General features: G+C 45.9%; 23 protein-coding genes. 22 read left to right on the forward strand and 1 reads right to left on the reverse strand.

The window, feature by feature from the left end; all coding sequences use genetic code 11:
• Positions 1 to 99: 99 nt before the first annotated feature.
• From GT674_RS05945 to GT674_RS05960, 4 genes are all read left to right on the forward strand, one after another.
• Entirely contained in the window at positions 100 to 537 is a 438-nt protein-coding gene (locus tag GT674_RS05945; protein ID WP_161284855.1) for a MarR family winged helix-turn-helix transcriptional regulator, read from the forward strand.
• Complete coding sequence (locus tag GT674_RS05950; RefSeq protein ID WP_161284856.1) at positions 534 to 1,310, forward strand: sulfite exporter TauE/SafE family protein; 777 nt, start codon at positions 534 to 536, stop codon at positions 1,308 to 1,310. Before GT674_RS05945 ends, GT674_RS05950 begins: the two co-directional genes overlap by 4 nt.
• A 74-nt stretch (positions 1,311 to 1,384) precedes the next feature.
• Positions 1,385 to 2,602 carry an AI-2E family transporter gene (locus GT674_RS05955; protein ID WP_178629600.1) on the forward strand — a complete coding sequence of 406 codons (1,218 nt, stop codon included), beginning with the start codon at positions 1,385 to 1,387 and terminating at the stop codon, positions 2,600 to 2,602.
• 146 nt (positions 2,603 to 2,748) lie between these two features.
• Positions 2,749 to 4,752: a beta-galactosidase gene (locus GT674_RS05960; RefSeq protein WP_161284857.1), complete on the forward strand. Its 2,004-nt coding sequence runs from the start codon at positions 2,749 to 2,751 to the stop codon at positions 4,750 to 4,752.
• A 66-nt stretch (positions 4,753 to 4,818) separates the two neighbouring features.
• On the opposite strand, the gene GT674_RS05965 is transcribed toward GT674_RS05960, so the two are convergent.
• The gene (locus GT674_RS05965; protein WP_161284858.1) at positions 4,819 to 6,186 is read right to left on the reverse strand and encodes an MATE family efflux transporter; all 1,368 of its coding nucleotides are present in this window, start codon (positions 6,184 to 6,186) and stop codon (positions 4,819 to 4,821) included.
• A 385-nt stretch (positions 6,187 to 6,571) separates the two neighbouring features.
• Between GT674_RS05965 and GT674_RS05970 the strand changes: the two genes are divergently transcribed.
• From GT674_RS05970 to hypD, 18 genes are all read left to right on the forward strand, one after another.
• The gene (locus GT674_RS05970; protein WP_161284859.1) at positions 6,572 to 6,841 is read left to right on the forward strand and encodes an AtpZ/AtpI family protein; all 270 of its coding nucleotides are present in this window, start codon (positions 6,572 to 6,574) and stop codon (positions 6,839 to 6,841) included.
• 44 nt (positions 6,842 to 6,885) lie between these two features.
• Positions 6,886 to 7,305, forward strand: a complete 420-nt coding sequence (locus GT674_RS05975) for a hypothetical protein (RefSeq protein WP_161284860.1) — start codon at positions 6,886 to 6,888, stop codon at positions 7,303 to 7,305.
• A 39-nt stretch (positions 7,306 to 7,344) separates the two neighbouring features.
• Complete coding sequence (locus tag GT674_RS05980; RefSeq protein WP_161284861.1) at positions 7,345 to 8,103, forward strand: F0F1 ATP synthase subunit A; 759 nt, start codon at positions 7,345 to 7,347, stop codon at positions 8,101 to 8,103.
• A gap of 88 nt (positions 8,104 to 8,191) precedes the next feature.
• Positions 8,192 to 8,473: an ATP synthase F0 subunit C gene (gene atpE / locus GT674_RS05985; RefSeq protein WP_161284917.1), complete on the forward strand. Its 282-nt coding sequence runs from the start codon at positions 8,192 to 8,194 to the stop codon at positions 8,471 to 8,473.
• Between the two features lie 100 nt (positions 8,474 to 8,573).
• The gene (gene atpF, locus GT674_RS05990) at positions 8,574 to 9,077 is read left to right on the forward strand and encodes a F0F1 ATP synthase subunit B (RefSeq protein WP_161284862.1); all 504 of its coding nucleotides are present in this window, start codon (positions 8,574 to 8,576) and stop codon (positions 9,075 to 9,077) included.
• Positions 9,074 to 9,613: an ATP synthase F1 subunit delta gene (atpH, locus tag GT674_RS05995; protein ID WP_161284863.1), complete on the forward strand. Its 540-nt coding sequence runs from the start codon at positions 9,074 to 9,076 to the stop codon at positions 9,611 to 9,613. The genes atpF and atpH overlap by 4 nt, the downstream gene beginning before the upstream one ends.
• 73 nt (positions 9,614 to 9,686) lie before the next feature.
• Entirely contained in the window at positions 9,687 to 11,216 is a 1,530-nt protein-coding gene (gene atpA, locus GT674_RS06000; protein WP_161284864.1) for a F0F1 ATP synthase subunit alpha, read from the forward strand.
• Between the two features lie 23 nt (positions 11,217 to 11,239).
• Positions 11,240 to 12,097 (forward strand): ATP synthase F1 subunit gamma, encoded by an 858-nt coding sequence (atpG, locus tag GT674_RS06005; protein ID WP_161284865.1) that lies wholly within the window; start codon positions 11,240 to 11,242, stop codon positions 12,095 to 12,097.
• Between the two features lie 32 nt (positions 12,098 to 12,129).
• Positions 12,130 to 13,524, forward strand: a complete 1,395-nt coding sequence (gene atpD, locus GT674_RS06010) for a F0F1 ATP synthase subunit beta (RefSeq protein WP_161284866.1) — start codon at positions 12,130 to 12,132, stop codon at positions 13,522 to 13,524.
• A 12-nt stretch (positions 13,525 to 13,536) separates the two neighbouring features.
• A complete protein-coding gene (atpC, locus tag GT674_RS06015) occupies positions 13,537 to 13,938 on the forward strand; it encodes an ATP synthase F1 subunit epsilon (RefSeq protein ID WP_161284867.1) in 402 nt (133 codons plus the stop codon).
• Positions 13,939 to 14,089: 151 nt separating this feature from the next.
• Positions 14,090 to 15,649 carry a cardiolipin synthase gene (gene cls / locus GT674_RS06020; RefSeq protein ID WP_161284868.1) on the forward strand — a complete coding sequence of 520 codons (1,560 nt, stop codon included), beginning with the start codon at positions 14,090 to 14,092 and terminating at the stop codon, positions 15,647 to 15,649.
• Between the two features lie 69 nt (positions 15,650 to 15,718).
• Complete coding sequence (locus GT674_RS06025; RefSeq protein ID WP_161284869.1) at positions 15,719 to 16,480, forward strand: nucleotide-binding protein; 762 nt, start codon at positions 15,719 to 15,721, stop codon at positions 16,478 to 16,480.
• Entirely contained in the window at positions 16,477 to 17,760 is a 1,284-nt protein-coding gene (locus GT674_RS06030) for a nitrogenase component 1 (protein ID WP_161284870.1), read from the forward strand. Before GT674_RS06025 ends, GT674_RS06030 begins: the two co-directional genes overlap by 4 nt.
• 232 nt (positions 17,761 to 17,992) lie before the next feature.
• Positions 17,993 to 19,510, forward strand: a complete 1,518-nt coding sequence (locus tag GT674_RS06035) for a 4Fe-4S dicluster domain-containing protein (protein WP_161284918.1) — start codon at positions 17,993 to 17,995, stop codon at positions 19,508 to 19,510.
• A 347-nt stretch (positions 19,511 to 19,857) separates the two neighbouring features.
• Complete coding sequence (locus tag GT674_RS06040) at positions 19,858 to 20,901, forward strand: nitrogenase component 1 (RefSeq protein WP_161284871.1); 1,044 nt, start codon at positions 19,858 to 19,860, stop codon at positions 20,899 to 20,901.
• Between the two features lie 25 nt (positions 20,902 to 20,926).
• A complete protein-coding gene (gene hypF, locus GT674_RS06045; protein WP_161284872.1) occupies positions 20,927 to 23,314 on the forward strand; it encodes a carbamoyltransferase HypF in 2,388 nt (795 codons plus the stop codon).
• A 90-nt stretch (positions 23,315 to 23,404) separates the two neighbouring features.
• Complete coding sequence (locus GT674_RS06050; protein WP_161284873.1) at positions 23,405 to 23,614, forward strand: HypC/HybG/HupF family hydrogenase formation chaperone; 210 nt, start codon at positions 23,405 to 23,407, stop codon at positions 23,612 to 23,614.
• Positions 23,614 to 24,666, forward strand: coding sequence for a hydrogenase formation protein HypD (gene hypD / locus GT674_RS06055; protein ID WP_161284874.1), 1,053 nt, complete (start codon positions 23,614 to 23,616; stop codon positions 24,664 to 24,666). The genes GT674_RS06050 and hypD overlap by 1 nt, the downstream gene beginning before the upstream one ends.
• Positions 24,667 to 24,729: the final 63 nt, after the last annotated feature.

Genomic DNA, 24,729 nt, shown 5'->3' on the forward strand with positions numbered 1-24,729 from the left:
ATCTAAGCTTGTATGGGGAAAAACTTTGTGCTAAAATACTTCAAAAATGAACATTCTAAAAATGAATAATTCAAAAACATAAGAAAGGAAAAAGACAAAATGGTAAGTATAGAATATGTACACAAATTGCTAGAATTCTATAACCAGCTGTGCAGTCCGCTGTGTCAGCAGACTGGCATCCCGCAGACTTCGATGGATATACTGATGTTTCTGAAAAATAATCCACAGTACAAAAATGCTACAGATATTGTAAAGTTTCGTGGAATCAAGGCAAATCTGGTATCTGTCCATGTGGAACGACTGGTGCAGGAAGGATATCTCGAACGCCGGGAGGTGCCGGGAGACCGGAGAAAGACAGAACTGACCTGTACAGAGAAAGCAGCACACGTATGGAAGCAGGGATGTGAAATACAGAGGGTATTTTTCGAAATGTTATTTTCCGGGGTGCCTGAGGAGTCACGAAAAATCTTCGAACGGGTGATGGAACAGACAGAGAAAAATCTGAATATGTATCAAAGGGAGAATAAAAAGAAATGAGTATTTTATTAACAGTTATTGTTACATTTTTTGCTGGTATGGGTGCTGGTCTTGGTACCGGATTCGCCGGTATGAGTGCGGCAGCGGTTATCAGTCCTATGCTGATTACCTTTTTGGGAATGGATCCATACATGGCAGTGGGAATCGCCCTGTCTTCGGATGTACTGGCGAGTGCCGTGTCTGCATATACCTATGGAAAAAATAAGAATCTGGATGTGAAAAATGGTCTGATCATGATGGTTACCGTGCTGTTGTTTACGATATTTGGAAGCTATGTATCAAGCCTGGTACCATCCACAACAATGGGAAACTTCTCTGTTTTTATGACCTTCCTTCTTGGTATTAAATTTATCGTTCGTCCGGTCATGACTACGAAGGAAGCCATGACACAGATATCTGCAAAAAAACGTGCCATGCAGTCTGTCATCTGTGGTATTTTGATAGGCTTTATCTGTGGTTTTATCGGTGCCGGCGGTGGTATGATGATGCTTCTGATCCTGACATCGGTTCTTGGTTACGAATTGAAGACAGCTGTGGGAACAAGCGTATTTATTATGACCTTCACGGCTTTTACCGGAGCAGTCTCTCATTTCGCCATCGGCGGTACACCAGACTGGTCGGTATGGATTTTGTGTGTAATCTTTACATTTCTTTGGGCCAGAATCGCAGCGGTATTTGCCAACAAAGCAACTCCAAAGACATTGAACCGTGCGACGGGAGTAATTCTGGTGATATTGGGAGTTGTGGTTATGGCATTTTCAATGATAGGATAGAATAACAGTCGTGACTTTACATAGCAGTCAATAAGCTTTGAGTAACAGATAAAGATTAAAAAAAGGAGAAAATAGTGGATTTAAGCAAAATATCTATAAAAAAAATCAGGGAGCTGATTGTGTTTACGGCATTTCTTGTGGTTGCCCTGTGGAAGTTTGATGTGGTGCTCGGTGTGTTGAAAGCAATATGGGGGATTATATTTCCGTTTATACTTGGTGGAGCAATCGCATTTCTGACGAATGTGCCAATGAGCTTTTTGGAAAAGACAATTTTTAAAAATGTAAAAAAGGAAAATAAGATAGCAGGAAAACTGGCAAGACCAACAAGTCTGCTTCTTACTATTGTATTAATAGTTGGTGTGATCGCATTGGTGATGTTCGGAGTGATTCCGCAGCTTACGCGAACAATGGGAACTTTGATGATGAGCATTTCTGACTTTATTCCGCAGATGCAAAGCTGGATTCGAGAATTTTTCCATAATAACCAGGAAATTATGAAACTGGTAGATCAGATACAGTTTGATCCGGATCAGGCAATCAGGTGGGGAATAAGTCTTCTTGGCAACGGTGCCGGAAATATGATGAATACGACGATGTCAGCTGTGGGTTCCATAGTCAGTGGATTAGCGACTTTTTTTATTGCCTTTTCTTTTGCCTGTTATGTCCTTTTTCAGAAAGAAAAGCTGCACTTACAGATCAGAAAAGTATTTTTCGCATTTCTTCCACAACAAAAAGCAGATGCTTTTCTTAAAGTCTGTTCTCTGACATATCGGACATTTGCAAACTTTCTTACAGGTCAGTGCCTGGAAGCTGTGATTCTCGGATGTATGTTTGTTATCACACTGAGTATTTTGAGGATGCCATATGCACTTTTGATTGGAGTGTTAATTGCATTTACAGCATTGATTCCTATTTTCGGGGCTTTCATCGGATGTGCAGTAGGAGGCTTTTTGATCTTTATGGTAAGCCCGAAGCAGGCAATTTTATTTATAATAGTATTTCTGGTGCTGCAGCAGATTGAAGGAAATCTGATCTATCCGCATGTTGTTGGTGAATCTGTAGGGCTTCCATCAATCTGGGTGCTGGCAGCAGTTACAATCGGTGGAAATCTTATGGGGATTGTAGGCATGCTTGTTTTCATCCCACTGCTGTCGGTATTTTATACTATTTTTCGGGAATACGTATATCTGCACCTGAAAAAACAACATATCAAACGGGTAACAACGACAGAAATAGAGAAATATACGGAAGAGGATCATCCAATCCAAGCAGATAATCAGAGAGAGGACTGATTGCCAGGGCCGTTGGAGTGAACATTAACATATTTTTGAACAGTAACAATAAAAGAGTTGCATAGAAGGGATAAAACAGTTTATTATTGATGTAGAAAGATGTGAAAGATATATATGTGAAAAATCGAATGAGAGGGGTATTGTGTATGAGGGAATTACTCTATGGGGCAGCGTATTACGATGAGTATATGCCGTATGAACGGCTGGCAAAAGATGTTGCCATGATGAAAAAAGCCGGGATCAATACGGTTCGGATCGCAGAATCCACATGGAGCACCTGCGAACCGCAGGAAGGAGTTTTTGACTTTTCACATGTGATCCGTGTAATGGATGCGATGGAAGAGGCGGAAATTAACGTAATCATAGGGACTCCGACTTATGCAGTACCGACCTGGATGGTGAAGGCATATCCGGGTGTGCTGGCGGAGACGGTCAAAGGCAGAGGAATCTATGGTGAGAGACAGATCATGGACATCACTCATCCGGTCTATCGTTATTATGCGGAAAGAGTCATCCGTAAATTGATGGAAGTTTCAGCACACCGCAAATGTGTGATCGGATTCCAGCTTGATAATGAAACGAAATATTATGGAACTGCAGGCAAGAATGTGCAGCTTGGTTTTGTGAAATATCTCCGGGAGAAATTTCATAATGATCTGGATGCCATGAATCATGAATTCGGTCTGGATTACTGGAGCAATCGCATCAATGCCTGGGAAGATTTTCCGGATGTGCGCGGTACGATCAATGGAAGTCTGGGGGCAGAGTTTGCAAAATACCAGAGAAGTCTGGTGGAAGAATTCCTTGGCTGGCAGGCAGAGATTGTTTCAGAATATAAGAGAGAAGACCAGTTTATCACTCACAATCTGGATTTTGAGTGGAGAGGATATTCCTACGGCGTGCAGCCGGATGTAAACCATTTTAAATGTGCAAAACATCTGACTATGGCAGGAACGGATATTTATCATCCGACCCAGGATCACCTGAGTGGTGCAGAGATCGCATTTGGTGGTGATCTGATCCGCTGTCTCAAAAATGACAACTACCTGGTTCTGGAAACAGAAGCACAGGGCTATCCGGGATGGACACCATATGATGGACAGCTTCGCCTGCAGGCATACAGCCATCTGGCCTCCGGTGCTCTTGGTGTGATGTACTGGCACTGGCATTCAATCCATAACTCTTTTGAGACTTATTGGAAAGGTCTTCTGAGCCATGATATGGAAGAAAATGCCGTATATCGAGAGACGTGTATCATAGGCAGCGAGTTTAAGAAACTTTCACCTGTCTTATCAGGCTTTAAGAAAGATAACAAAGTTGCGATCATGGTGAACAATGAGGCTCTGACTGCACTTAAATGGTTTGGAATCGAAGCCAGTGCAGCAGGAGATAATGGAATTGGTTATAATGATGTTGTCCGCTGGATCTACGATGCACTTTACAAAGTAAATATCGAGTGTGACATTATATGGGAAGAGAGCGAAAACATTGAGAAATACCAGGCAATCATCCTTCCGGCCATGTACACCGCAGATGAAAAAATCCTCACACATCTGAAAGAGTATACTGCTCAGGGCGGTACATTGATTGCGACGTTCAAGACCGCTTTTGCCAACGAAAATGTAAAAGTGTATCCTGACAGACAGCCACATATCTTAAGTGAAGTCTTTGGTATGTATTATCAGCAGTTTACGTTCCCGGAGAATGTCACTCTGACAGGGTTTGAGGGCAGTGAACCAGAGGCAGAGACCTTCATGGAACTCCTGATTCCTGATGGTGCAGAAATCATTTCTGCATATCAGCATCCGAACTGGAAAAAGTATGCCGCAGTTACACATCATACATATGAAAGAGGAAATGCCTGGTATATCGGATGTATGTTTGAAGAACATTACCTGCAGCAGATGTTGATAAAGATTCTGGCTCAGTCTGGTATAAATGCAGCAGCTCCGGAGAAATTCCCGGTGATCGTGCGTGAGGGAATCAATGCAAAGGGCGAAAAGATTCGTTTCTATCTGAATTATTCCTGGGAAGAGCAAAGAGTTGAAGCAGCGGATAATTTTGAAGTGATACTTGGAAGTGCTGATAGTACTAAGCGTGAAATTCACCTGTCAGCATGGGATGTATGTATTATAAAATTCAATAAATAAAAAAATTGCAGTAAGCAAAACCCGAGGCGGCAGGCCCCGGGTTTCTTTTATCATTATTGTGAATAGTTATCTTTTATCTTTCTTAAGAATGGAATTAAACAGTGTAAAGAAGGTGATCGTTGTCACAGTAGCAGCTATAATATCGCTTACCGGTTCTGCAAGAAATACAGCAAAAACTTTATTGTCGAAGAAATTCGGCAGTATGAAAATCAGAGGTATCAGCAGGATGATCTTACGCAGGCAGGCAAGAAGCAGACTGACTTTCGCCTGGCCGAGGGCCATAAAGCTCTGCTGGCAGCTTACCTGGAAGCCAATAGAGAAGATTCCGGCCATGTAGATGCGGAGTGCCCAGGAAGCGTATGTTACAAGTTCCTTATCTGAAGTAAAGATTGCTGCAAATGCCTTTGGAAAAATCATCACGACAAGACAGAAGGCAGATGTGTAGATGATGCAGGTACAGAACTGTGTGAAAAATGCTTTCTTTACACGGTCTGGCTTATTGGCACCAAAGTTGTAGCTGATGATCGGCTGTCCGCCCTGGCAGATTCCCTGAAGCGGAAGAGAGACAAGCTGGCTGATACTGGTAATGATCGTCATTGCCCCGACAGCCACATCACCGCCGAATCTGGAAAGACTGCTGGTAAAGCTGATCGACAGAAGACTTTCTGTTGACAGCATGACAAAGGTAGAAATGCCAAGAGCAAGGCAGGGACCAAAAACCTTGAGTTCCAGATGCATATTGCTTCGTTTCAGGCGAAGGATCGTTTTCTTTCCGGTCAGAAAGCGGAGGATCCACACAGCTCCTACGGACTGGCTGAGAACAGTGGCAAGTGCTGCACCCTTTACGCCCATGCCAAGAACAAAAATAAAAATTGGATCCAGGATGATATTGATAACAGCACCAATGACTGTAGTCATCATACTGATTCTGGCAAAGCCCTGAGTGGTAATGAAGGTATTCATGCCCAGTACGATCAGGACAAAAAAGCTTCCCAGAATATAGATTCTGGCATAGTCAGATGCGTAGGTTAAGGTGACATCGCTGGCACCGAAGAGTCTGAGCAGCGTCGGTGCACTTACATAAAATACGATAGTCAGTATAATTGACAGACCGACTAATAAAGTAAAACAGTTTCCGAGGATTTTCTCTGCCAGATCGTTATCCTTCTTTCCCATTGCGATGGCTGCACGCGGGGCACCGCCGGAACCGACGAGCATGGCGAATGCATTCAGCAGCATCAGAATCGGGGCAAAAAGTCCGACGCCGGTCAGTGCGGCAGCTCCGATCTCCGGAATGTGACCGATGTAAATACGGTCTACAATGTTATAAAGCAGGTTGATGATCTGTGCGACAACTGCCGGAACCGCCAGCTGCGCAAGGAGTCTGGGGATACTTCCCGTCTCCATATTGGGGGTGTTGGTTTGTGTTTTCATAATGATTATCTCCGTGAGTTTTGTAGTTGGATAGTATATATCAGATGTATTTCAGAATTTAATATTGTCGTATCAAGTAGCATAGCACAAAAAACAAAAGTTGGAAAGACAATTTCAATTTTGGCATCTTCCATCGGTGCCAAAGTTGAAGTGCATTAACAACCCTGTATTACACCGAGGAGGTTTTGTCTCATTTTGGGACAGAACCTCTTTTTTGTTACATGACAGCAAAAAGACGGGAATGATATAATGATAACAAAAACTTTGTTAGGATAACAAAATTATTTGAATAATTTGTACAAATGGATTGAGATTTTTACATTAATGTGGTAAAATTTGACTATGTGTAAAAGAAAAACTGACAAAAAATTAGTAAAAAAGGAGAATGCTATTGAAACAGTGGTCAGAAATCCTGCGTAATGTCACAATGCTGTCCCAGCTGGGACTGTCATTTATCACACCGCTTCTGCTGTGCCTGGCACTCTGCTGGTTTATTACTTCCAGGACCGGTGTCGGAGGCTGGGTCTATATTCCGGGATTTTTCTTTGGGATGGGCGGATCGGCGACTGTGGCATATAAGTTTTATCTTTCTGTAAACAAACAGGAGAAGAAAAAGCACAAAAAAAATAAAATATATTTCAACAGACATTCATAAACAGCGATATGACGGACAGAATAAATGAAAGGAATAAAGAAATTATGAGCAGTATATTCGATAAGGTGCAGCCGGCAGTAAAAAAAGAAACAAGGAGAGTAGCCATGATCACGGCAGTCGGTCTGGTTCTGATGTGGATCCTTTTTGCAGGACTTCACTTTGCAATGCCGGACAAAGTGCCGTTGGATTATACCGTATTTCTGGGAGGCATCGGAGGAGGACTGATCGCAGTCATGAATTTCTTTCTGATGGGACTGGCTGTTCAGAAGGCAGCTTCAGCGACAGATGAGGGAACTGCGAGAATGAAACTCAAAGCAAGTTATTCACAGCGTTTTTTGATGATGATGTTGTGGGTGATCGCAGCGATCGTTGCACCGTGCTTCCATTTTGTAGCGGGAATTGCTCCACTCTTATTTCCGGGAACGGGAATCAAGATCGTGGGGATATTTCATAACAAAAACTAGGAGGGGAAAATCTGAACAAGACAGGAGGTGAGTGAATGTATGGAACTGGATATTAATGGGGCGAAGATACTTTTTACTTTACCCATTGACCTGCCGGTTCTGGGACCTTTAAGAATCAGTGAGACCATGGTAGTAAGCTGGATCGTTATGCTGCTGATCACAGGAGTGTGTATCTGGCTGACGCATGATCTTAAGGAGGAAAATATTTCCAAACGGCAGGCTGTAGCAGAACTTCTGGTGGAGACGGCGAATAAATTTGTTGTCGGAAACATGGGTGAGAAGTTCAGGTACATGATTCCGTTTGTCGCGGCACTTTTTGCGACAAGTGTGGTATCGAACCTGATCAGCCTTGTGGGACTTCGAAGTCCGACATCGGATCTGTCTACAGAGGCAGCGTGGGCGGTTGTGGTATTTATCATGATCACCGCGCAGAAGATCAAGACTAGTGGATTCGGCGGCTACTTAAAGGGATTTACACAGCCGATTCCGGTTATGACACCATTTAATGTTCTTTCTGAACTGGCAACACCGGTAAGTATGGCGTGCCGTCATTTCGGAAACATTTTATCAGGTGTCGTTATCAATGGTCTGATTTATGGGGCGCTGGCAGTGGCAAGTTCCGCACTCCTGGGACTGATCCCGGGACTTGTGGGCGATGTGTTGTCACAGATACCTATTCTTGATGTAGGTGTACCGGCTATTTTATCTGTATATTTCGACTGGTTCTCAGGAATTATGCAGGCATTTATTTTCTGTATGCTGACGGTTATGTATATCGCAAATGCAGCAGAGGAATAAAAACTGTTGTTAGGAGATGAACAGCAGCAGATAAGGGATCCCGGGTATATGGGAATATCCGGAGACAATTTTATTACAGGAGGTTTTTATTATGGATTTTCAGTTATTAGCAAAAGGTATCGCATTAGCAGGTTGTGCAATTGGAGCAGGATGTGCGCTGATCGCAGGTATTGGCCCTGGTATCGGTGAAGGTAATGCAGTTGCAAGTGCATTGGAAGCAATCGGACGTCAGCCAGAATGCAAGGGTGATGTTACATCTACCATGCTTCTTGGTTGTGCTATCGCAGAGACAACCGGTATTTATGGTTTCGTAACCGGTCTGCTCCTTATCTTCGTAGCACCTGGTATGTTTATGAACTTCCTGGGCTGATCAGGAAAACAGTAACGGATGTGTCAGATAAGAACGCATCACAGCAGGACAGGAGATAACTGCCAGCATAAGCGGGCAGTGACAACAGGAGGTTACAAACATGCAGGTACAGGAATTAGTAGGAATTGTGCCGTGGAATTTTATAGCGACGATTTGCAACCTTTTTATTCAGGTGTATCTCATCAAACGATTTCTTTTTAAGCCGGTCAATGAAATGCTGGAGAAGCGCAGGGCCAAAGCCGATGCGGAGATCCAGGATGCAGTGAAGGCGAAGGAAGAAGCACAGGCAATGAAATCCGAGTACGAGAAAAACATGCAGGAAGCCAGAGATAAGGCAAATGAGATCGTCAAGACAGCGCAGAAAACAGCTGCTGTCCAGAGTGAGGAAATGATCAGGGAAGCTTCCAGCCAGGTAACTGCCATGAAGGAAAAGGCAGAGAAGGACATCGCACAGGAGAGACGCAAGGCTGTCAATGAGATCAAAGGAGAGATTGGCGGCATGGCTGTCGAGATCGCCGGTAAGGTAATCGAGCGCGAACTTAATGAAGAGGATCACACAAAACTGATTAATGATTTTATTGAGAATGTAGGTGAGGCATCATGACACAGGCTGCCAGAGTCTATGGGGGCAGCTTGTATGATCTTGCTGCCGAAGAAAAGCTCGATGGACAGATCATGGAGCAGATGAATGAAATCAGGCAGATTTTCCGGGAGAATCCAGGATATCTGAAATTACTGGGAGAGCCGGCTATTCCGCAGGACGAGAGGATGAAACTTCTCGATGAAGCCTTTGGCGGACAGGCAGAGCCGTATCTTCTCAATTTTCTCAAGCTTTTATGCGAGAAAAAGCTTTTACGTGAGTTTGCAGGCTGCTGCGAGGAATTTACCAGAAGATACAATGCTGATCACGGTATTGTAGAAGCGGTAGTGACAAGTGCCATCAGACTTAAGGAAGAACAGATGGAGGCACTCAGGGCAAAACTTGAGAAGCTTAACGGCAAAAAAATCCATCTGGTACAGAAGACAGACCCGACCGTACTCGCAGGACTCCGCGTGGAGATGGAAGGCGTACAGCTTGACGGAACGGTACAGGGACGTATTTCGGATATCTCAAAACGACTGGAAACTACACAGTTGTAGTATTACAAAAACAAACGTTACTGTGTGCGAAAGAAACAGTAACATATAAAATGTTAAAGGATGGAATGGACGCATGCAATTAAAACCTGAAGAAATATCCAAAGTCATCCGAAGCCAGATAAAATATTATGAGAATGCGATACAGCAGAATGAAACAGGTACGATCCTTATGGTTGGCGACGGAATCGCACGTGCCAGCGGACTCGTAAACTGTATGGCAGGTGAGCTGCTGGAATTTGAGGATGGAAATTTCGGTATGGCACAGAACCTGGAAGAAAACAGTGTTTCTATTGTAATATTTGGCTCCGATGAGAATATCGGTGAAGGCCAGACCGTAAAGCGTACAGGCAAGGTTGTGTCTGTGCCGGTCGGCGAGGCTATGATCGGACGAGTAGTGAATGCACTTGGTCAGCCTATTGATGGTGCAGGCCCGATCGATACAAAAGAATTTCGACCGGTAGAGAGCAAAGCCCCTGGAATCTGTGAGAGACGATCTGTATATCAGCCTCTTCAGACAGGTATCAAGGCGATCGACTCTATGATCCCGATCGGACGCGGCCAGCGTGAGCTGATCATCGGTGACCGTCAGACAGGAAAGACAACCATTGCAACAGATACGATCATCAACCAGAAGGGTAAGGATGTAATCTGTATATATGTTGCAATCGGACAGAAAAGATCTACAGTAGCATCTCTGGTAGAGAATCTTACCAGAAACGGTGCTATGGACTATACGATCGTAGTGGCTGCGACAGCTTCTGAGTCCAGCCCGCTGCAGTACATTGCACCGTATTCAGGCTGTGCAATGGGTGAATACTTTATGAACCAGGGAAAAGATGTATTGATCATTTATGATGATCTGAGTAAGCATGCGGTTGCGTACCGTGCACTTTCCCTTCTGATCCGTCGTCCGCCTGGACGTGAGGCATATCCTGGAGATGTTTTTTATCTGCATTCCAGACTGCTTGAGCGCGCAGCGAAGCTTGACGACGAGCATGGCGGCGGTTCTTTGACAGCGCTGCCGATCATCGAAACACAGGCAGGTGATGTATCTGCCTATATTCCGACAAACGTAATTTCTATTACAGACGGACAGATCTTCCTGGAAACAGAGCTTTTCCACTCCGGTATCATGCCGGCGGTAAACCCTGGTATTTCTGTATCACGAGTTGGTGGAGATGCGCAGATCAAGGCTATGAAGAAGGTTGCCGGAACTCTGAAGCTGATCTATTCTCAGTATCGTGAACTGCAGAGCTTTGCCCAGTTCGGTTCCGATCTGGATGCGGATACCAAGGCTCGTCTGGAACAGGGTGCACGTATCGTAGAAGTTCTGAAACAGAGCCAGAATGCACCGGTTCCGGTAGAGAAGCAGGTAGCGATCCTTTATGCGGTAACCAAGGGCATCCTCAAAAAAGTCAACGTTGAAGACGTAAGTGAATATGAATCAGGACTGTACACCTATCTTGATGCAGATGCAGCTGGTCTGGAAGTGATGCAGCTTATCAGCTCTACAGGCAAACTGGAGCCGGAAACAGAAGAAAAACTGCGTCATGTACTGGAAGCGTATACAGAGAATTTCCTGAATACAAGACCTGACAAATAATGTGATTAGGAGGGTATAATCATATGGCTGGAAATATGAAAGCGGTAAAGCTGCGTATCAAAAGCGTACAAAGTACGATGCAGATTACCAAGGCCATGGAGCTTGTTGCATCCTCCAAACTGCGTAAGGCAAAGGAACGTGCAGAAACCTGTCGTCCGTACTTTACAGAACTGCATGATACACTGAAGGACATTGCAAGAGAAAACACGGATTTTTCCTCCGTATATGCCAGAGAGTCATCGAATCCCCGTTGCTGTTATGTGGTGATCGCCGGTGACAGAGGTCTGGCGGGAGGATATAATGCCAATCTTTTTAAATGTCTGGAGGCGGCAGCTGAAGGTAAGGACTATGTGGTTCTGCCGATTGGAAAGAAGGCAGTAGAATATTTCAGACAGAGAGGTGTGGAATGCCTGACAGACCGTTTTGCGGAGATCGCAGGTATTTCGGTGGCGGACTGTTTTGAAATAGCGAATCTGCTTTGTGAAGAATTCCGCAAGGGAACATTTGGGCATGTCGAATTATGTTATACCGTTTTTGCATCGATGCTTTCTCAGCAGCCGGATGTATTTTCCATACTTCCGATGACAGATATCAGAGAAGAAAGCGGCGGCAGAGTAGATACGAAAAATCTGATCCTCTATGAGCCGAATGCAGAGGTTGTGTTTGACGCTATTGTTCCGGAATATCTGGCGGGACTTGTTTACGGTGGTGTATGTGAGAGTACAGCAAGTGAACTTGCGGCCAGACGTATGGCTATGGATGCTGCGACAAGTAATGCAGAAGAGATGATCGATAAATTGAATCTGTATTACAACAGAGCACGACAGGCCAGCATCACGCAGGAGATCACGGAGATTGTTGCAGGTGCGGAAGGGCTTTAAAGGGGCTTAATTTAGCATAGGAGACTTAAAACATGAGTGAAAAACACATTGGCGAAGTAGTACAGGTCATCGGTCCGGTTCTGGATATCCGCTTTGCGCACGATGAACTTCCGGCTCTTCTCAATGCCATAGAAATAGAATCAGACGGCGCAAAGCTGACAGCCGAGGTAGCGCAGCAGATTGGTGATGATGTCGTAAGATGTATTGCCATGAACTCTACCGATGGTCTTGTCCGGGGCACGAAGGCGGTAGATACCGGCGGCCCGATCACAGTTCCGGTAGGAGATGCCTGCCTGGGACGAGTATTCAATCTTCTTGGAGACCCGGTAGATAACCAGCCGGCTCCGGAGGCGAAGGAACGCTGGTCCATCCATCGTCCGGCTCCTTCCTATGAAGAACAGATGCCGGCAACAGAGATCCTGGAGACAGGTATCAAGGTCGTTGATCTGATCTGCCCATATGCAAAGGGTGGTAAGATCGGTCTGTTCGGTGGTGCAGGCGTAGGAAAAACAGTTCTTATCATGGAGCTGATCCACAATGTAGCTACTGCTCACGGTGGTCTGTCTGTATTTACAGGTGTTGGAGAGCGTACCCGTGAGGGAAATGACCTTTATAATGAAATGAAAGAAAGTGGAGTTATCGACAAAACTGCTCTGGTTTACGGTCAGATGAATGAGCCGCCTGGAGCACGTATGAGAGTCGGTCTTTCCGGTCTTACCATGGCGGAATATTTCCGTGATGAGAAGAACCAGGATGTGCTTCTTTTCATTGACAATATTTTCCGTTTCACACAGGCCGGTTCTGAGGTATCCGCACTTCTCGGACGTATGCCGTCAGCTGTAGGATATCAGCCGACACTGGCAACAGAAATGGGTAATTTACAGGAGCGTATCACATCCACAAGAAAGGGTTCCATCACATCCGTACAGGCTGTTTATGTGCCTGCCGATGACCTTACGGACCCGGCTCCGGCAACGACATTCTCACATCTGGATGCTACGACGGTACTTTCCCGTGAGATCTCCAGTCAGGGTATCTACCCGGCAGTAGATCCGCTGGATTCCACAAGCCGTATCCTTTCGCCTGAGATTGTCGGAAAAGAGCATTATGAGATCGCGAGATCTGTACAGCGTGTGCTTCAGCGTTACAAAGAACTTCAGGATATCATTGCCATCATGGGTATGGATGAGCTTTCTGAGGAAGATAAGCGTACGGTAAACCGTGCACGTAAAGTTCAGAGATATCTGTCACAGAGCTTCTCTGTAGCAGAACAGTTCACAGGTATGCCTGGTAAATATGTTCCTCTGAAGGAAACCTTAAGAGGCTTCAGGATGATCCTTGACGGCGAATGCGATGACATCCCGGAGAGCTACTTCCTGTTTGCAGGAACCATCGATGAAGTATTTGAAAAAGCCAAGAAACAGTAAAGGAGGTGGCTTATGAGTACCTTCCCTTTACGGATCGGAACACCGGACGGACTGCTTTTTGAAGGCAATGTGGAGCGGGTGGTCTGCAGAAGCATCGGCGGAGATATCGCCATTCTTGCAAGACACTGCAACTTCTGTACCGCTCTTGGCATGGGTGAAGCCAGTGTAGTTATGGAGGACGGGATCAGACGGACTGCAGCCTGCATCGGTGGGATGCTTTCTGTGATGAACGGGACCTGTCGTCTTCTTGCAACCACCTGGGAGTGGAAAGAAGATATCAATGAAGAACGTGCACAGGCAGCCAGAAAACGGGCCGAGGAGATGATTGCCAAGGGCGGTCTCACCGACCAGGAATACAAGATGGCATCTGCCAAGCTTCAGAGAGCACTGGTGCGTCTGAGTGTAAAAGAGTAATTACAGGGAGCGATGTTGATAGGAGCATCGCTCCTTTTTTAAATCTACAGTGCAAAAGATGTATTTACGGATTCGACATAAAGTGCTATGATGTGTTTCACTATCATACTGCAGGTTCACTTTGGCCGCAGGAAAGAAGGGGTGGGATTTTATGAAATCTACTACGGTAGAAGGCAGGGCAAAGACGAAGAATGGAGTCACCAGGCTTGTTTTTTCGGTGATATGTATCCTGCTGGAAGTAATCTTTATTATTTTAATGTTTACAAAACTCAACAGATATGCAGAGGCAGTCAATCTTCTCACGAGAGTTGTGGGCGTGATCGTTATTTTGAATATGTATGCATCACCGGTTACCTCGACGATCAAAGTTCCCTGGATCCTTCTGATCCTCATGTTCCCGATCATGGGACTTGGACTGTATCTTCTGGTCGGTCTGAACGGTGGTACCGAAAAGATGAGGAGACGTTATCAGAAAATCGACGAACAGCTTTTGCCGCTGCTCCCGGAGAACAGAAAGATTCAGGAAAAACTTCAGCAGAAAATTCCAAAAGCCGGAAATATTTCTTCCTATATCCACAGAAATGCTGCGTATCCGGTGTATCAGAATACAGATGTGACCTATTTTGATGAGGCGGCAAAGGGACTGGAAGCACAGCTTCAGGATCTGGCAAAAGCAGAGCAGTTTATCTTTATGGAATACCATGCAATTGAGGATGCCGAGGCCTGGCACCGGATTCAGCAGGTGCTGGAAGACCGGGTAAAGGCCGGCGTGGAGGTAAGGGTATTCTATGACGATATGGGCTCGATTGGCTTTATCAATACAGACTTTACAAAAAAGATGGAAGCAGTCGGAATCCGCTGTCGTGTGTTTAACCCGTTTATGCCAGGTCTGAATCTGTTTCTGAACAACCGTGACCACCGAAAGATCACCGTGATCGACGGCAAAGTCGGATTTACAGGCGGATATAACCTTGCAAATGAGTATTTCAATCTGACACACCCTTACGGACAGTGGAAGGATACGGGTATCCGTCTGGAGGGTGATGCGGTACGTTCCCTGACAGTGATCTTTCTTGAGATGTGGAATGCAGTCAGTGACAAAGATGAAAATGATACGGATTTTGAACAATTTCTTCCGAAATATCCATATGAAGCACAGCAGACTGGATTTATACAGCCATATGCCGACAGTCCTCTGGACAACGAACAGGTGGGAGAGGAAGTTTACATCAGCATGGTGAATAAGGCGGAAAAATACTGCTGGTTCATGACACCGTACCTGATCATTACGGATGAAATGACACATGCGCTGACACTTGCAGCCAAGCGTGGCGTAGACGTCAGGATCATTACTCCGGGTATTCCGGACAAAAAACAGATCTACAATATAACACGATCCTTCTATCACGGACTGGTCAAGGACGGAGTCCGTATTTATGAATGGACACCGGGATTCTGTCACGCCAAGATGAGCGTTGCAGATGACTGTATGGCGACCTGCGGAACCATCAATCTGGATTATCGAAGCCTGTATCACCACTTTGAAAACGGATGCTTTATGACAGACTGTGATGCGGTTCTGGATATCCGGAATGACCTGGAGGCGACGATGAAAGAGTGTCGTGAGGTCACTGAGAAATACCGCGTGGGACGCAGTGCATATCTGCGCCTGGGACAGCTGTTCATGCGGTTGTTTGCGGGATTGTTATAAAAGATAATACACACAATTCGAGCGGCCAATATTCAGAGGCTGTTTTGACATATGGGGAGGAGTTTACAAATGTTGAAAGTAGCAATCTATGGAAAGGGCGGTATCGGAAAATCAACGGTGACTTCCAACCTGGCAGCGGCTTTTGCGTCCATGGGCAAGAAGGTTATCCAGATCGGCTGTGACCCGAAGGCAGATTCCACGATCAACCTGCTTGGCGGAGAACCGCTTCGCCCGGTAATGAATTATATGCGGGAAGAAGATGAGGAACCGGAGACACTGGAGGACATTTCCAGAGAGGGATTCGGCGGTGTTCTCTGTATTGAAACCGGAGGTCCCACACCCGGACTTGGCTGTGCCGGAAGAGGGATCATAGCAACCTTTCAGTTGCTAGAGGACCTGCGGTTATTTGAAACATATAAGCCGGATGTCGTACTCTACGATGTGCTGGGAGATGTGGTCTGCGGTGGATTTGCGGCCCCGATCCGTGAGGGGTATGCGGAAAAAGTCCTCATCGTGACCTCAGGAGAAAAGATGGCCCTGTATGCGGCAAACAACATTTCCAGCGCGGTGCGGAACTTTGAAGACAGAAGCTATGCAAGGATTTTCGGTATCGTACTGAATCACCGGAATGTAGAAAATGAAACAGAAAAAGTACAGGCATTTGCAAAGGAGGCCGGCATCCCGATCGTAGGGGAGATACCGAGAAGCGATGAGATCATCCGCTGGGAAGATCAGGGCAAAACAGTGATCGAGGGAGATTCAGAGTCCGAGATCAGCAGGAGATTTTTTGACCTGGCAGAAATGCTTTTGAAAGCTGAGGAAGAAGAATGAGCAGAGCCTATTATTGTACCGTAAAAGAACTGAATGAGCGTGGAAAAGACAATATCCCGGATCAGTTTAAATCCAATATGCATCTGATCTACAGCTCTCCGGCAACCCTTGCCTTCAACTCTCCGGGAGCAGAAGGATTTGGTGTGAAGAGAGCCGGACTTGCCGTTCCGGATTCGATCATGCTGATCGTGGCACCGGGATGCTGCGGGCGAAATACATCACTGATCAGTTCCATGCGTGAATATGACAACCGTTTCTTTTATCTGATGATGGATGAGACAGATATTGTGACAGGACGTCATCTCAAAAAGATCCCCAAAGCAGTGGTGGAAATCTGCGAAGGTCTTGAGAAGAAGCCCTCCGTTGTGATGATCTGTATCACCTGTGTGGATGCACTTCTCGGTACAGATATGGAACGTGTCTGCCGCAAGGCGGAGGAAAAAGTAGGACTTCCGGTGCGTCCGTGCTATATGTATGCACTGACCAGAGAGGGAAGAAAACCGCCGATGGTGCATGTAAGACAGTCTTTATATTCCCTTCTTGAACCGGCAAAAAAGAAAGGAAATGTGGTCAATCTCCTGGGATTTTTTTCGCCGCTTGTGGACGACTGTGAGCTGTATGAACTGCTTCATGGCGCGGGGATTAAGACAATCCATGAGATATCCAGATGCAGAGATTTTGAAGAATACAAGACCATGTCGGAGGCGAATTTTAACCTGGTGCTTCACCAGGAATCACGCTTCGCAGCAGAGGATTTTAATGACAGATTAAACATTCCGTTCATTGAACTTCGGCGGCTGTATCAGACAGATAAGATACAGAATCAGTATCAGGCACTGGCGTCAGTACTTGGAGTGAAGTTTGATACAGAGGAATATCGAAGGACAGCCGAGCAGGCGGTAGAAGATTTCCGTAAAGTATGTCCGGATGCATCCTTTGCCGTCGGAGAATGTATGAACGGAGATCCGTTTGAATTGGCGCTGGCACTTCTGAAGTATGGATTTAAGGTTCCGGAGATCTATGGAACGATCACGGTGGAGAACTTTGTTTATATGAAACAGCTGGCACTTTTGAGTCCTGATACGAGAGTATTTTCCAATATGGAACCGACCATGATCTACTACGATCCGGCACAGAGTGGAGTGAATATCACAATAGGAAAGGATGCCCTTTATTATCATCAGGACTGTCCGGGGCTGATGTGGAACCAGGATGAACAGCCTTATGGATTTGCGGGAGTGAGACGGCTGTTTGAGGCTCTTAAGGGGTGCGTTGAATAACCGTGAGTTGCATTCTTGCTACTCATAACCTCCCTAATCTCCTTGATATGATTATTTTATCAGAATCAGTTCCATTTCTCCAGTTGGAAGTTTTAAAATTGTTTCTTTTGAGATACTTTGTTGAGTTTCGATTTACTTAATGATATTATCTTCTTAAGAGGGAACAATAATGCAAAACACTATAGCTATGATCGCGGTAAATAGTTATGTCATAAAAAATCAGGAGGTAATGATGAGAGGACTGTATTCATCCAAAACAGAAATCAGACACAAAATTTTTACAGAGATTGCCAGAATGGCATATGAGGGCAACAATCCGAAGATGATCGAGGAACTTCCATATAAGATCATTCCGGGAGAGGTAGCTTCTTACCGTGACAGTATTTTTCTGGAAAGAGCAGTAGTAGGCGAGAGACTTCGCGTGGCAATGGGAATGTCATTAAGACCAGTCACAGAGCATGCACCACTTTCCAAAGGCGTAGAGGCGAGTGTGATCGAAGAGAAATATTATGAGCCGCCGCTTATCAATGTGATCAAATTTGCATGTAATGCCTGTGCGGAAAAGAAGGTAATGGTCACAGAAGGATGCCAGGGCTGTCTGGAACATCCATGTGTTGAGGTCTGTCCGAAGAAAGCCGTGCACATGGAAAATGGACATTCTCATATTGATGAGTCCCTGTGCATCAAGTGTGGGAAATGTGTAGAAGCCTGTCCATATAATGCGATCATCAAGCAGGAACGTCCGTGTACAAAAGCCTGTGGAATGAATGCCATCGGTTCTGATGAGTATGGAAGAGCCGAGATCGACCAGGACAAATGTGTATCCTGCGGACAGTGTCTCGTAAGCTGTCCATTCAGTGCGATCGTTGATAAGGGACAGATATTCCAGACGATCATGGCACTCAAGAGTGAGTCTCCGGTTTATGCAATCCTTGCACCGGCAATCGCAGGTCAGTTTGAGGGTCTGGAAAACACAAAGATCCGTGGTGCTTTTCAGGCACTTGGATTTACAGATGTCAGAGAAGTAGCGATCGGAGCGGATCTCTGTACGATCGAGGAGGCCAAGGATTTCCTGAAAGAGGTTCCGGAGGAGCTTCCGTTTATGGCAACATCCTGCTGTCCTTCCTGGTCTATGATGGCGAAGAAGCTTTTCCCGGAGCAGGCGAAGTGCATCTCCATGGCACTGACTCCGATGGTTCTGACTGCGAGACTGATCAAGCAGAAAGAGCCTGACTGCAAGATTGTTTTTGTGGGACCGTGTGCTGCCAAGAAGCTGGAGGCAAGCCGAAAGACAATCCGCAGTTATGTGGATTTTGTGCTGACCTTTGAGGAGGTTGCGGGAATGTTTGATGCGAAAGGCGTAGACTGGAAGGACATTCCAGAAGGAGAACCGCTTTTCCGTGCAAGTGCGGATGGTCGTGGATTTGCAGTAAGCGGTGGTGTGGCACAGGCAGTTGTTCATGCTGTAAAGAGAATTGATCCTGACCGTGAAGTGAAGGTTGTGAATGCAGAGGGACTTCAGAACTGCAAAAAAATGCTCCAGATGGCCAAGCTTGGCAAGTACAATGGCTATCTTCTGGAAGGAATGGCCTGCCCGGGCGGCTGTGTAGCTGGAGCCGGTACGATTCAGACCATCAAAAAAGCTTCTGCAGCTCTGGATAAGATGAAAAAAGAAGCGGCATTTGAGGAAGCATCCGATTCAAAATATCAGTCCCGACTGGAAAGTCTGGAGAAGCTGGATCTGGAGTAGGGGTGTTTTTTATGGCTGTTAGCGTTGACTGACTGCTTCATTGTGGAGTAAAATAGACATATCAGCAGACAGGATGAATTTTTCTACCTGAATGCGAATTCACAGATACGTTCAAATTTTATAAATACTAAAGAACAGACTCTGATGGCGAGGAAAGATAAATGTACAGGACCGGACAGGTCATTGCAGCTCCAAGCAGGAATAGTTGTTATCATGATTATTAGAGGACTTCTCTACCCTGACGGTGGAGGAGTCTTTTTGCTTTATAGCGTATTATAAACTTCTGGGAAGAGTAAAGATTGTTCTGCGGGGACTTGTTCGAAATGATTTAAATTGGGGGAAATACAATGAGAGGACTTCGTAAATATCTGACACCGTTTGCACCGGATCAGTCAGGTGCAGTATCAGTGCTTTTTGAATTGGGAGGCATTGTGGTGATCTGTGATGCTGGAGGATGCACCGGTAATGTCTGCGGCTTTGATGAGCCGCGGTGGTTTGAACAGAAAAGTGCTATTTTCAGTGCAGGACTTCGGGATATGGATGCCATTCTGGGCAGAGATGACCGTCTGGTTGCGAAGCTTGAAGATGCCGCGCAGAAAGTAGATGCGACGTTTGCAGCAGTGATCGGGACACCGGTTCCGGCAGTGATCGCAACCGATTATCTTGCACTTAAACGCATGACAGAAAGGAAGATAAACATTCCGGTTCTTACTGTAGATACAGATGGAATGGAGCTTTATGACAAAGGTGAGGAGAAGGCTTTTCTGGAGCTTTTTAAGACCTTTGCGGTACGAAAATATCCCGTGGATGAGAAGAGGGTTGGGATTCTCGGAATGACACCGCAGGATGTAAGTGATCTTGCGGCAGCAGATAAAATACGTGACCTGTTCCGTCAGAAACAGGATATGCAGGCAGTCTGTTATTGTATGGGGGACGGTCTTGAAGAAGTAAAAAAAGCCTCCTCAGTGAGCAAAAATATCGTTGTCTCTCCGGCCGCGATCGCGACGGCACAATATCTGGAAAAAATATTCGGAACGCCGTATGAGATCGCTTATCCGCTGGTGGAGGAACTGCTTCCGGAGATGGATTATACAAATAAAAAAATCCTGGTCGTACATCAGCAGGTGATCGCAGATTCTGTCTGCAGGGAGCTGCAGAACAGAGGGGCAGAAAGTGTTCAGACAGCAGGCTGGTTCATGATGAAAAAGGAACTTCTCAAGGCGGGGGATATAGCACTTCGAGATGAGGATGACTATATAGAACTGGTGCGAAGCGGAGATTTTGATATTATTTTTGCAGATGAATGTATGAAGCAGATGACAGCGGATTTTGATGGAATGTTTGTGAATATGAGACATTTTGCAGTTTCCGGAAAACTGATCGGAAGGTAAAAATATATCAGGTGGGAGTGAGCATATGATAAGTGAGATCACCAGACGGATCCGTGTTTACGGGATTGTGCAGGGGGTAGGATTCCGGCCTACAGTCAGCCGCCATGCAGCAGAGAGAAAGGTTCGCGGAAATGTCTGCAACAAAGGTCCTTATGTAGAAATCTATGCACAGGGACCAAAGGAAGCGGTGGAGGGTTTTCTCTCAGATATCCGGAATCGTCCACCAAAAAGGGCGGCAATCCTGAAGATAAATGTGGAAAACGTAAAAAATCCGGAGAGCTATGCACAGTTTGATATTATCGAAAGTGAAAAGACAAAGGGTGAGATCTTTGTCTCGCCGGATATTGCAATTTGTGAGGAATGTAAGGAGGAGATGTTTGATCCGAAGAACCGGAGATATCTGCATCCTTTTATTAACTGTACCTGCTGCGGACCGAGACTTACAATCCTGGATTCGCTTCCGTATGACCGTGAACGGACCAGCATGAAAGAGTTTCCAATGTGTCCGGACTGTGCAGAAGAATACCACGATCCAAAGACCAGAAGATACGATGCACAGCCGGTATGCTGCAATGAATGTGGACCAGAAGTTTATCTGATCGGCAGGGATGAGCGTGGCAGAGAGGCAATTACCTGTGTCAGAAAGACGATTTCTGAGGGTGGCATTGCTGCAGTCAAGGGAATCGGAGGTTTTCATCTCTGCTGTGATGCTTCCAATGAAGCAGCAGTCAGTCGGCTTCGCCAGCTGAAACGAAGGCCAATGAAGCCATTTGCGGTGATGGCAAAGGATCTGAAAGCAGTCACAAAAGCATGCGAAATGACAGAAGAACAGGAGAAAATCCTGGATGGTCATCAGAAACCGATCCTGCTTCTGAACAAAAGAAAAGATGCAGAAATCCTCTGTCCCTCTGTGGCACCGGGGAACCCAAAGGTTGGCGTGATGCTGCCGTATGCACCGGTACAGCTTCTGCTTTTTCAGTACGATGATGGAATCGAAATGCCGGAATTTCTAGTGATGACCAGTGGAAATACCTCTGGTGCACCGATCTGCCGTGATGACCAGGAGGCAGAGGCGGAGCTTTCTGGTTTTTGTGACTGTATGCTGTCTCATGACCGTAAGATCCGTATCCGGGCAGATGATTCCGTGATGGATTTTTATGAAAAGAAACCATATATGATCCGCCGTTCCAGAGGGTATGCACCGCTTCCGTTTATGGTTTCCACACCATATCAGGGGCAGGTGCTGGCCATCGGTGGAGAACTCAAAAACTCTTTCTGTATTGGGGTGGATAACCGCTTTTATCCATCACCTTATGTGGGAGATCTGGAAGATCTGCGTACAGTCAAAGCACTCAGAGAAACCATCGGGCGGCTGGAAACACTTCTGGAGGTGGAGCCGGAGATTGTCTGCTGTGACATGCACCCGCGGTATAATTCAGTGATGGTTGCAGAAGAACTGGGGGTTCCGGTGCTCAAAGTGCAGCATCACTATGCACACATTCTGTCCTGTATGGTAGAGAATGATTGTGCAGATCAGGTGATTGGAGTATCCTTTGACGGCACCGGATATGGAACTGACGGAACAATCTGGGGAGGAGAAATCCTTCTGTCAGACAGGAATGGATTTGAGCGACTGGGAAGCGTGATGCCATTTCTTCAGCCTGGTGGAGATGCTTCCTCCAAAGAAGGCTGGAGGATCGCGGTATCGCTGATCTATGGCCTGATGGGTGACAGAGAAAAAGCGGCTGAGATCATAGAAAAGCTGGAACTTTGTACGAAGCAGGAAGCGAATGTACAGTTTATCATGGCAGACCGCAGGATCAATACAGTGATATCCACCAGTGCAGGAAGACTTTTTGACGGAGTGAGTGCGATACTTGGAATCCGCAGAAAATCTACCTTTGAAGGGGAGGCTTCTATGGCACTGGAATTTGCCGCGGAAGAATACAGAGCAAAAAAACTGCCTGAAATACAGAAAAATGAGAAGTTTTTGTTGGATGCTATGCGATCTGGTATGCAGGAAACGCAATATCAGAAGAGAAAAGACGACAGAGTAACAGATACAGATGACAGGATGCTTCTTAATACAGAAGGACTGATCAGAACTATCCTGGATCAAAGACTAAACGGAGAAGAAGTGGGAAGGCTGGCATACTTTTTTCATGAAGAACTTGCCCGTCAGATTACAGAAATCTGTGTGCGGATCAGGGAGAAGAGAGGCTGCAATAAGGCTGCATTGAGCGGCGGTGTTTTCCAGAACCGACTGCTTCTGGAACTTACGGATCATATGCTGAGAGACAGGGGATTTGAGGTTCTGAAACACCAGCTTATTCCGCCAAATGACGGCGGAATCGCACTTGGACAGGCCGTGTATGCGATGACATATCTTGAAGGAAAATCACGGAACAAATGACCAGTTAACCAAAGCAGGTAAGTTCTCTGCTTCAACTGCGAAAGGCAGAGAGAGGGACTTGTTTGTATACAGAATCAGGGAGGTATTTACATGTGTGTAGGATTATCAGCAAAAGTAGTAAAAATCAGTGAAGGAACAGCAGTTGTGGATGCCGGCGGAGCCAAAAGAGAGGTTTCTGCCCAGCTTCTTGAGGATCTGGAACCGGGCGATTATGTAATGGTTCATGCAGGTGTGGCAATCGCAAAGATCACAGATGAAGATGAGGATGAAACCGATCATCTGATGGAGGAACTGCTGTAATGGGAGAAGAGAAAAAAAGAACAGCGAGAGAGATCATAGAGAATTACGACGGACCGGCAGTCCGTATCATGGAAGTCTGCGGAACACATACACATGAGATTTTTCGCCTGGGAATCCGTAAGCTTCTGCCGCCGCAGGTGGAACTGATCTCAGGACCGGGATGTCCGGTCTGTGTGACACCGGTTGGTTTTATCGATGAGGCAGTGTGGCTTGCACTGGAAAAAGGCGTGACGATCTGCACATTTGGCGATCTGGTACGCGTGCCGGGGACAAAGATGAGCCTTGCAGGAGCAAGAGAAAAAGGAGCCAAAATCCGCATTGTCTATTCTCCGGCAGATGCTGAAAAATATGCCCTGGAACATCCAGAAGAACAGGTTGTTTTCCTCTCTGTCGGGTTTGAGACCACGACTCCGGCAGAGTGTCTTTCTGTGAAACAGGCAAAGAAAGATGGCCTTTCTAATTATTCACTTCTGATGGCAAACAAGACGATGCCCCAGGCTTATGAAGCACTGAAAGGAAGTGCGGATGTCTTTCTGTATCCGGGACATGTCAATGCCATTACAGGAACAGAACTCTGTGAAGATCTGGTAAATGAGGGAGTAAGTGGAGTAGTTGCCGGCTTTACAGCGAAAGAACTCCTCACGGCCCTGGCTGTTTCACTGGTGAAATTCCAGGAAGGAAAACCATTTTTTGTAAACTGTTATCCGAGGGTGGTAAAACCGGAAGGAAGCAGAGAAGCACAGCAGCTCACAGATGAAATGACAGAAGCCTGCGACAGTGAATGGAGAGGTCTTGGTGTGATACAAAAGTCAGGCGTTCAGCTTAAAGAAGAGTGGAGTACGTTTGATGCACGAAAGAAATATGCTATTCCACCGATTCAGGGAAAAGCCAATCCGGCATGCAGATGTGGTGATGTCCTGCAGGGAAAATGTAAGCCATCCGACTGTAAAGTGTTTGGAAAGGGATGTACCCCGCAGCATCCAATAGGAGCCTGCATGGTTTCTAACGAAGGTGCCTGTTCCGCTTATTATGCGTATGGAGATTGTAAATAATTGTCGGGTCAATCAGTAAAACAGGGCATAACTATGTTGAAAGATATGATAGAAAAGAGGATA

It is taken from the genome of Blautia sp. BIOML-A1 (genome assembly GCF_009883055.1).
Taxonomy (GTDB): domain Bacteria; phylum Bacillota; class Clostridia; order Lachnospirales; family Lachnospiraceae; genus Blautia_A.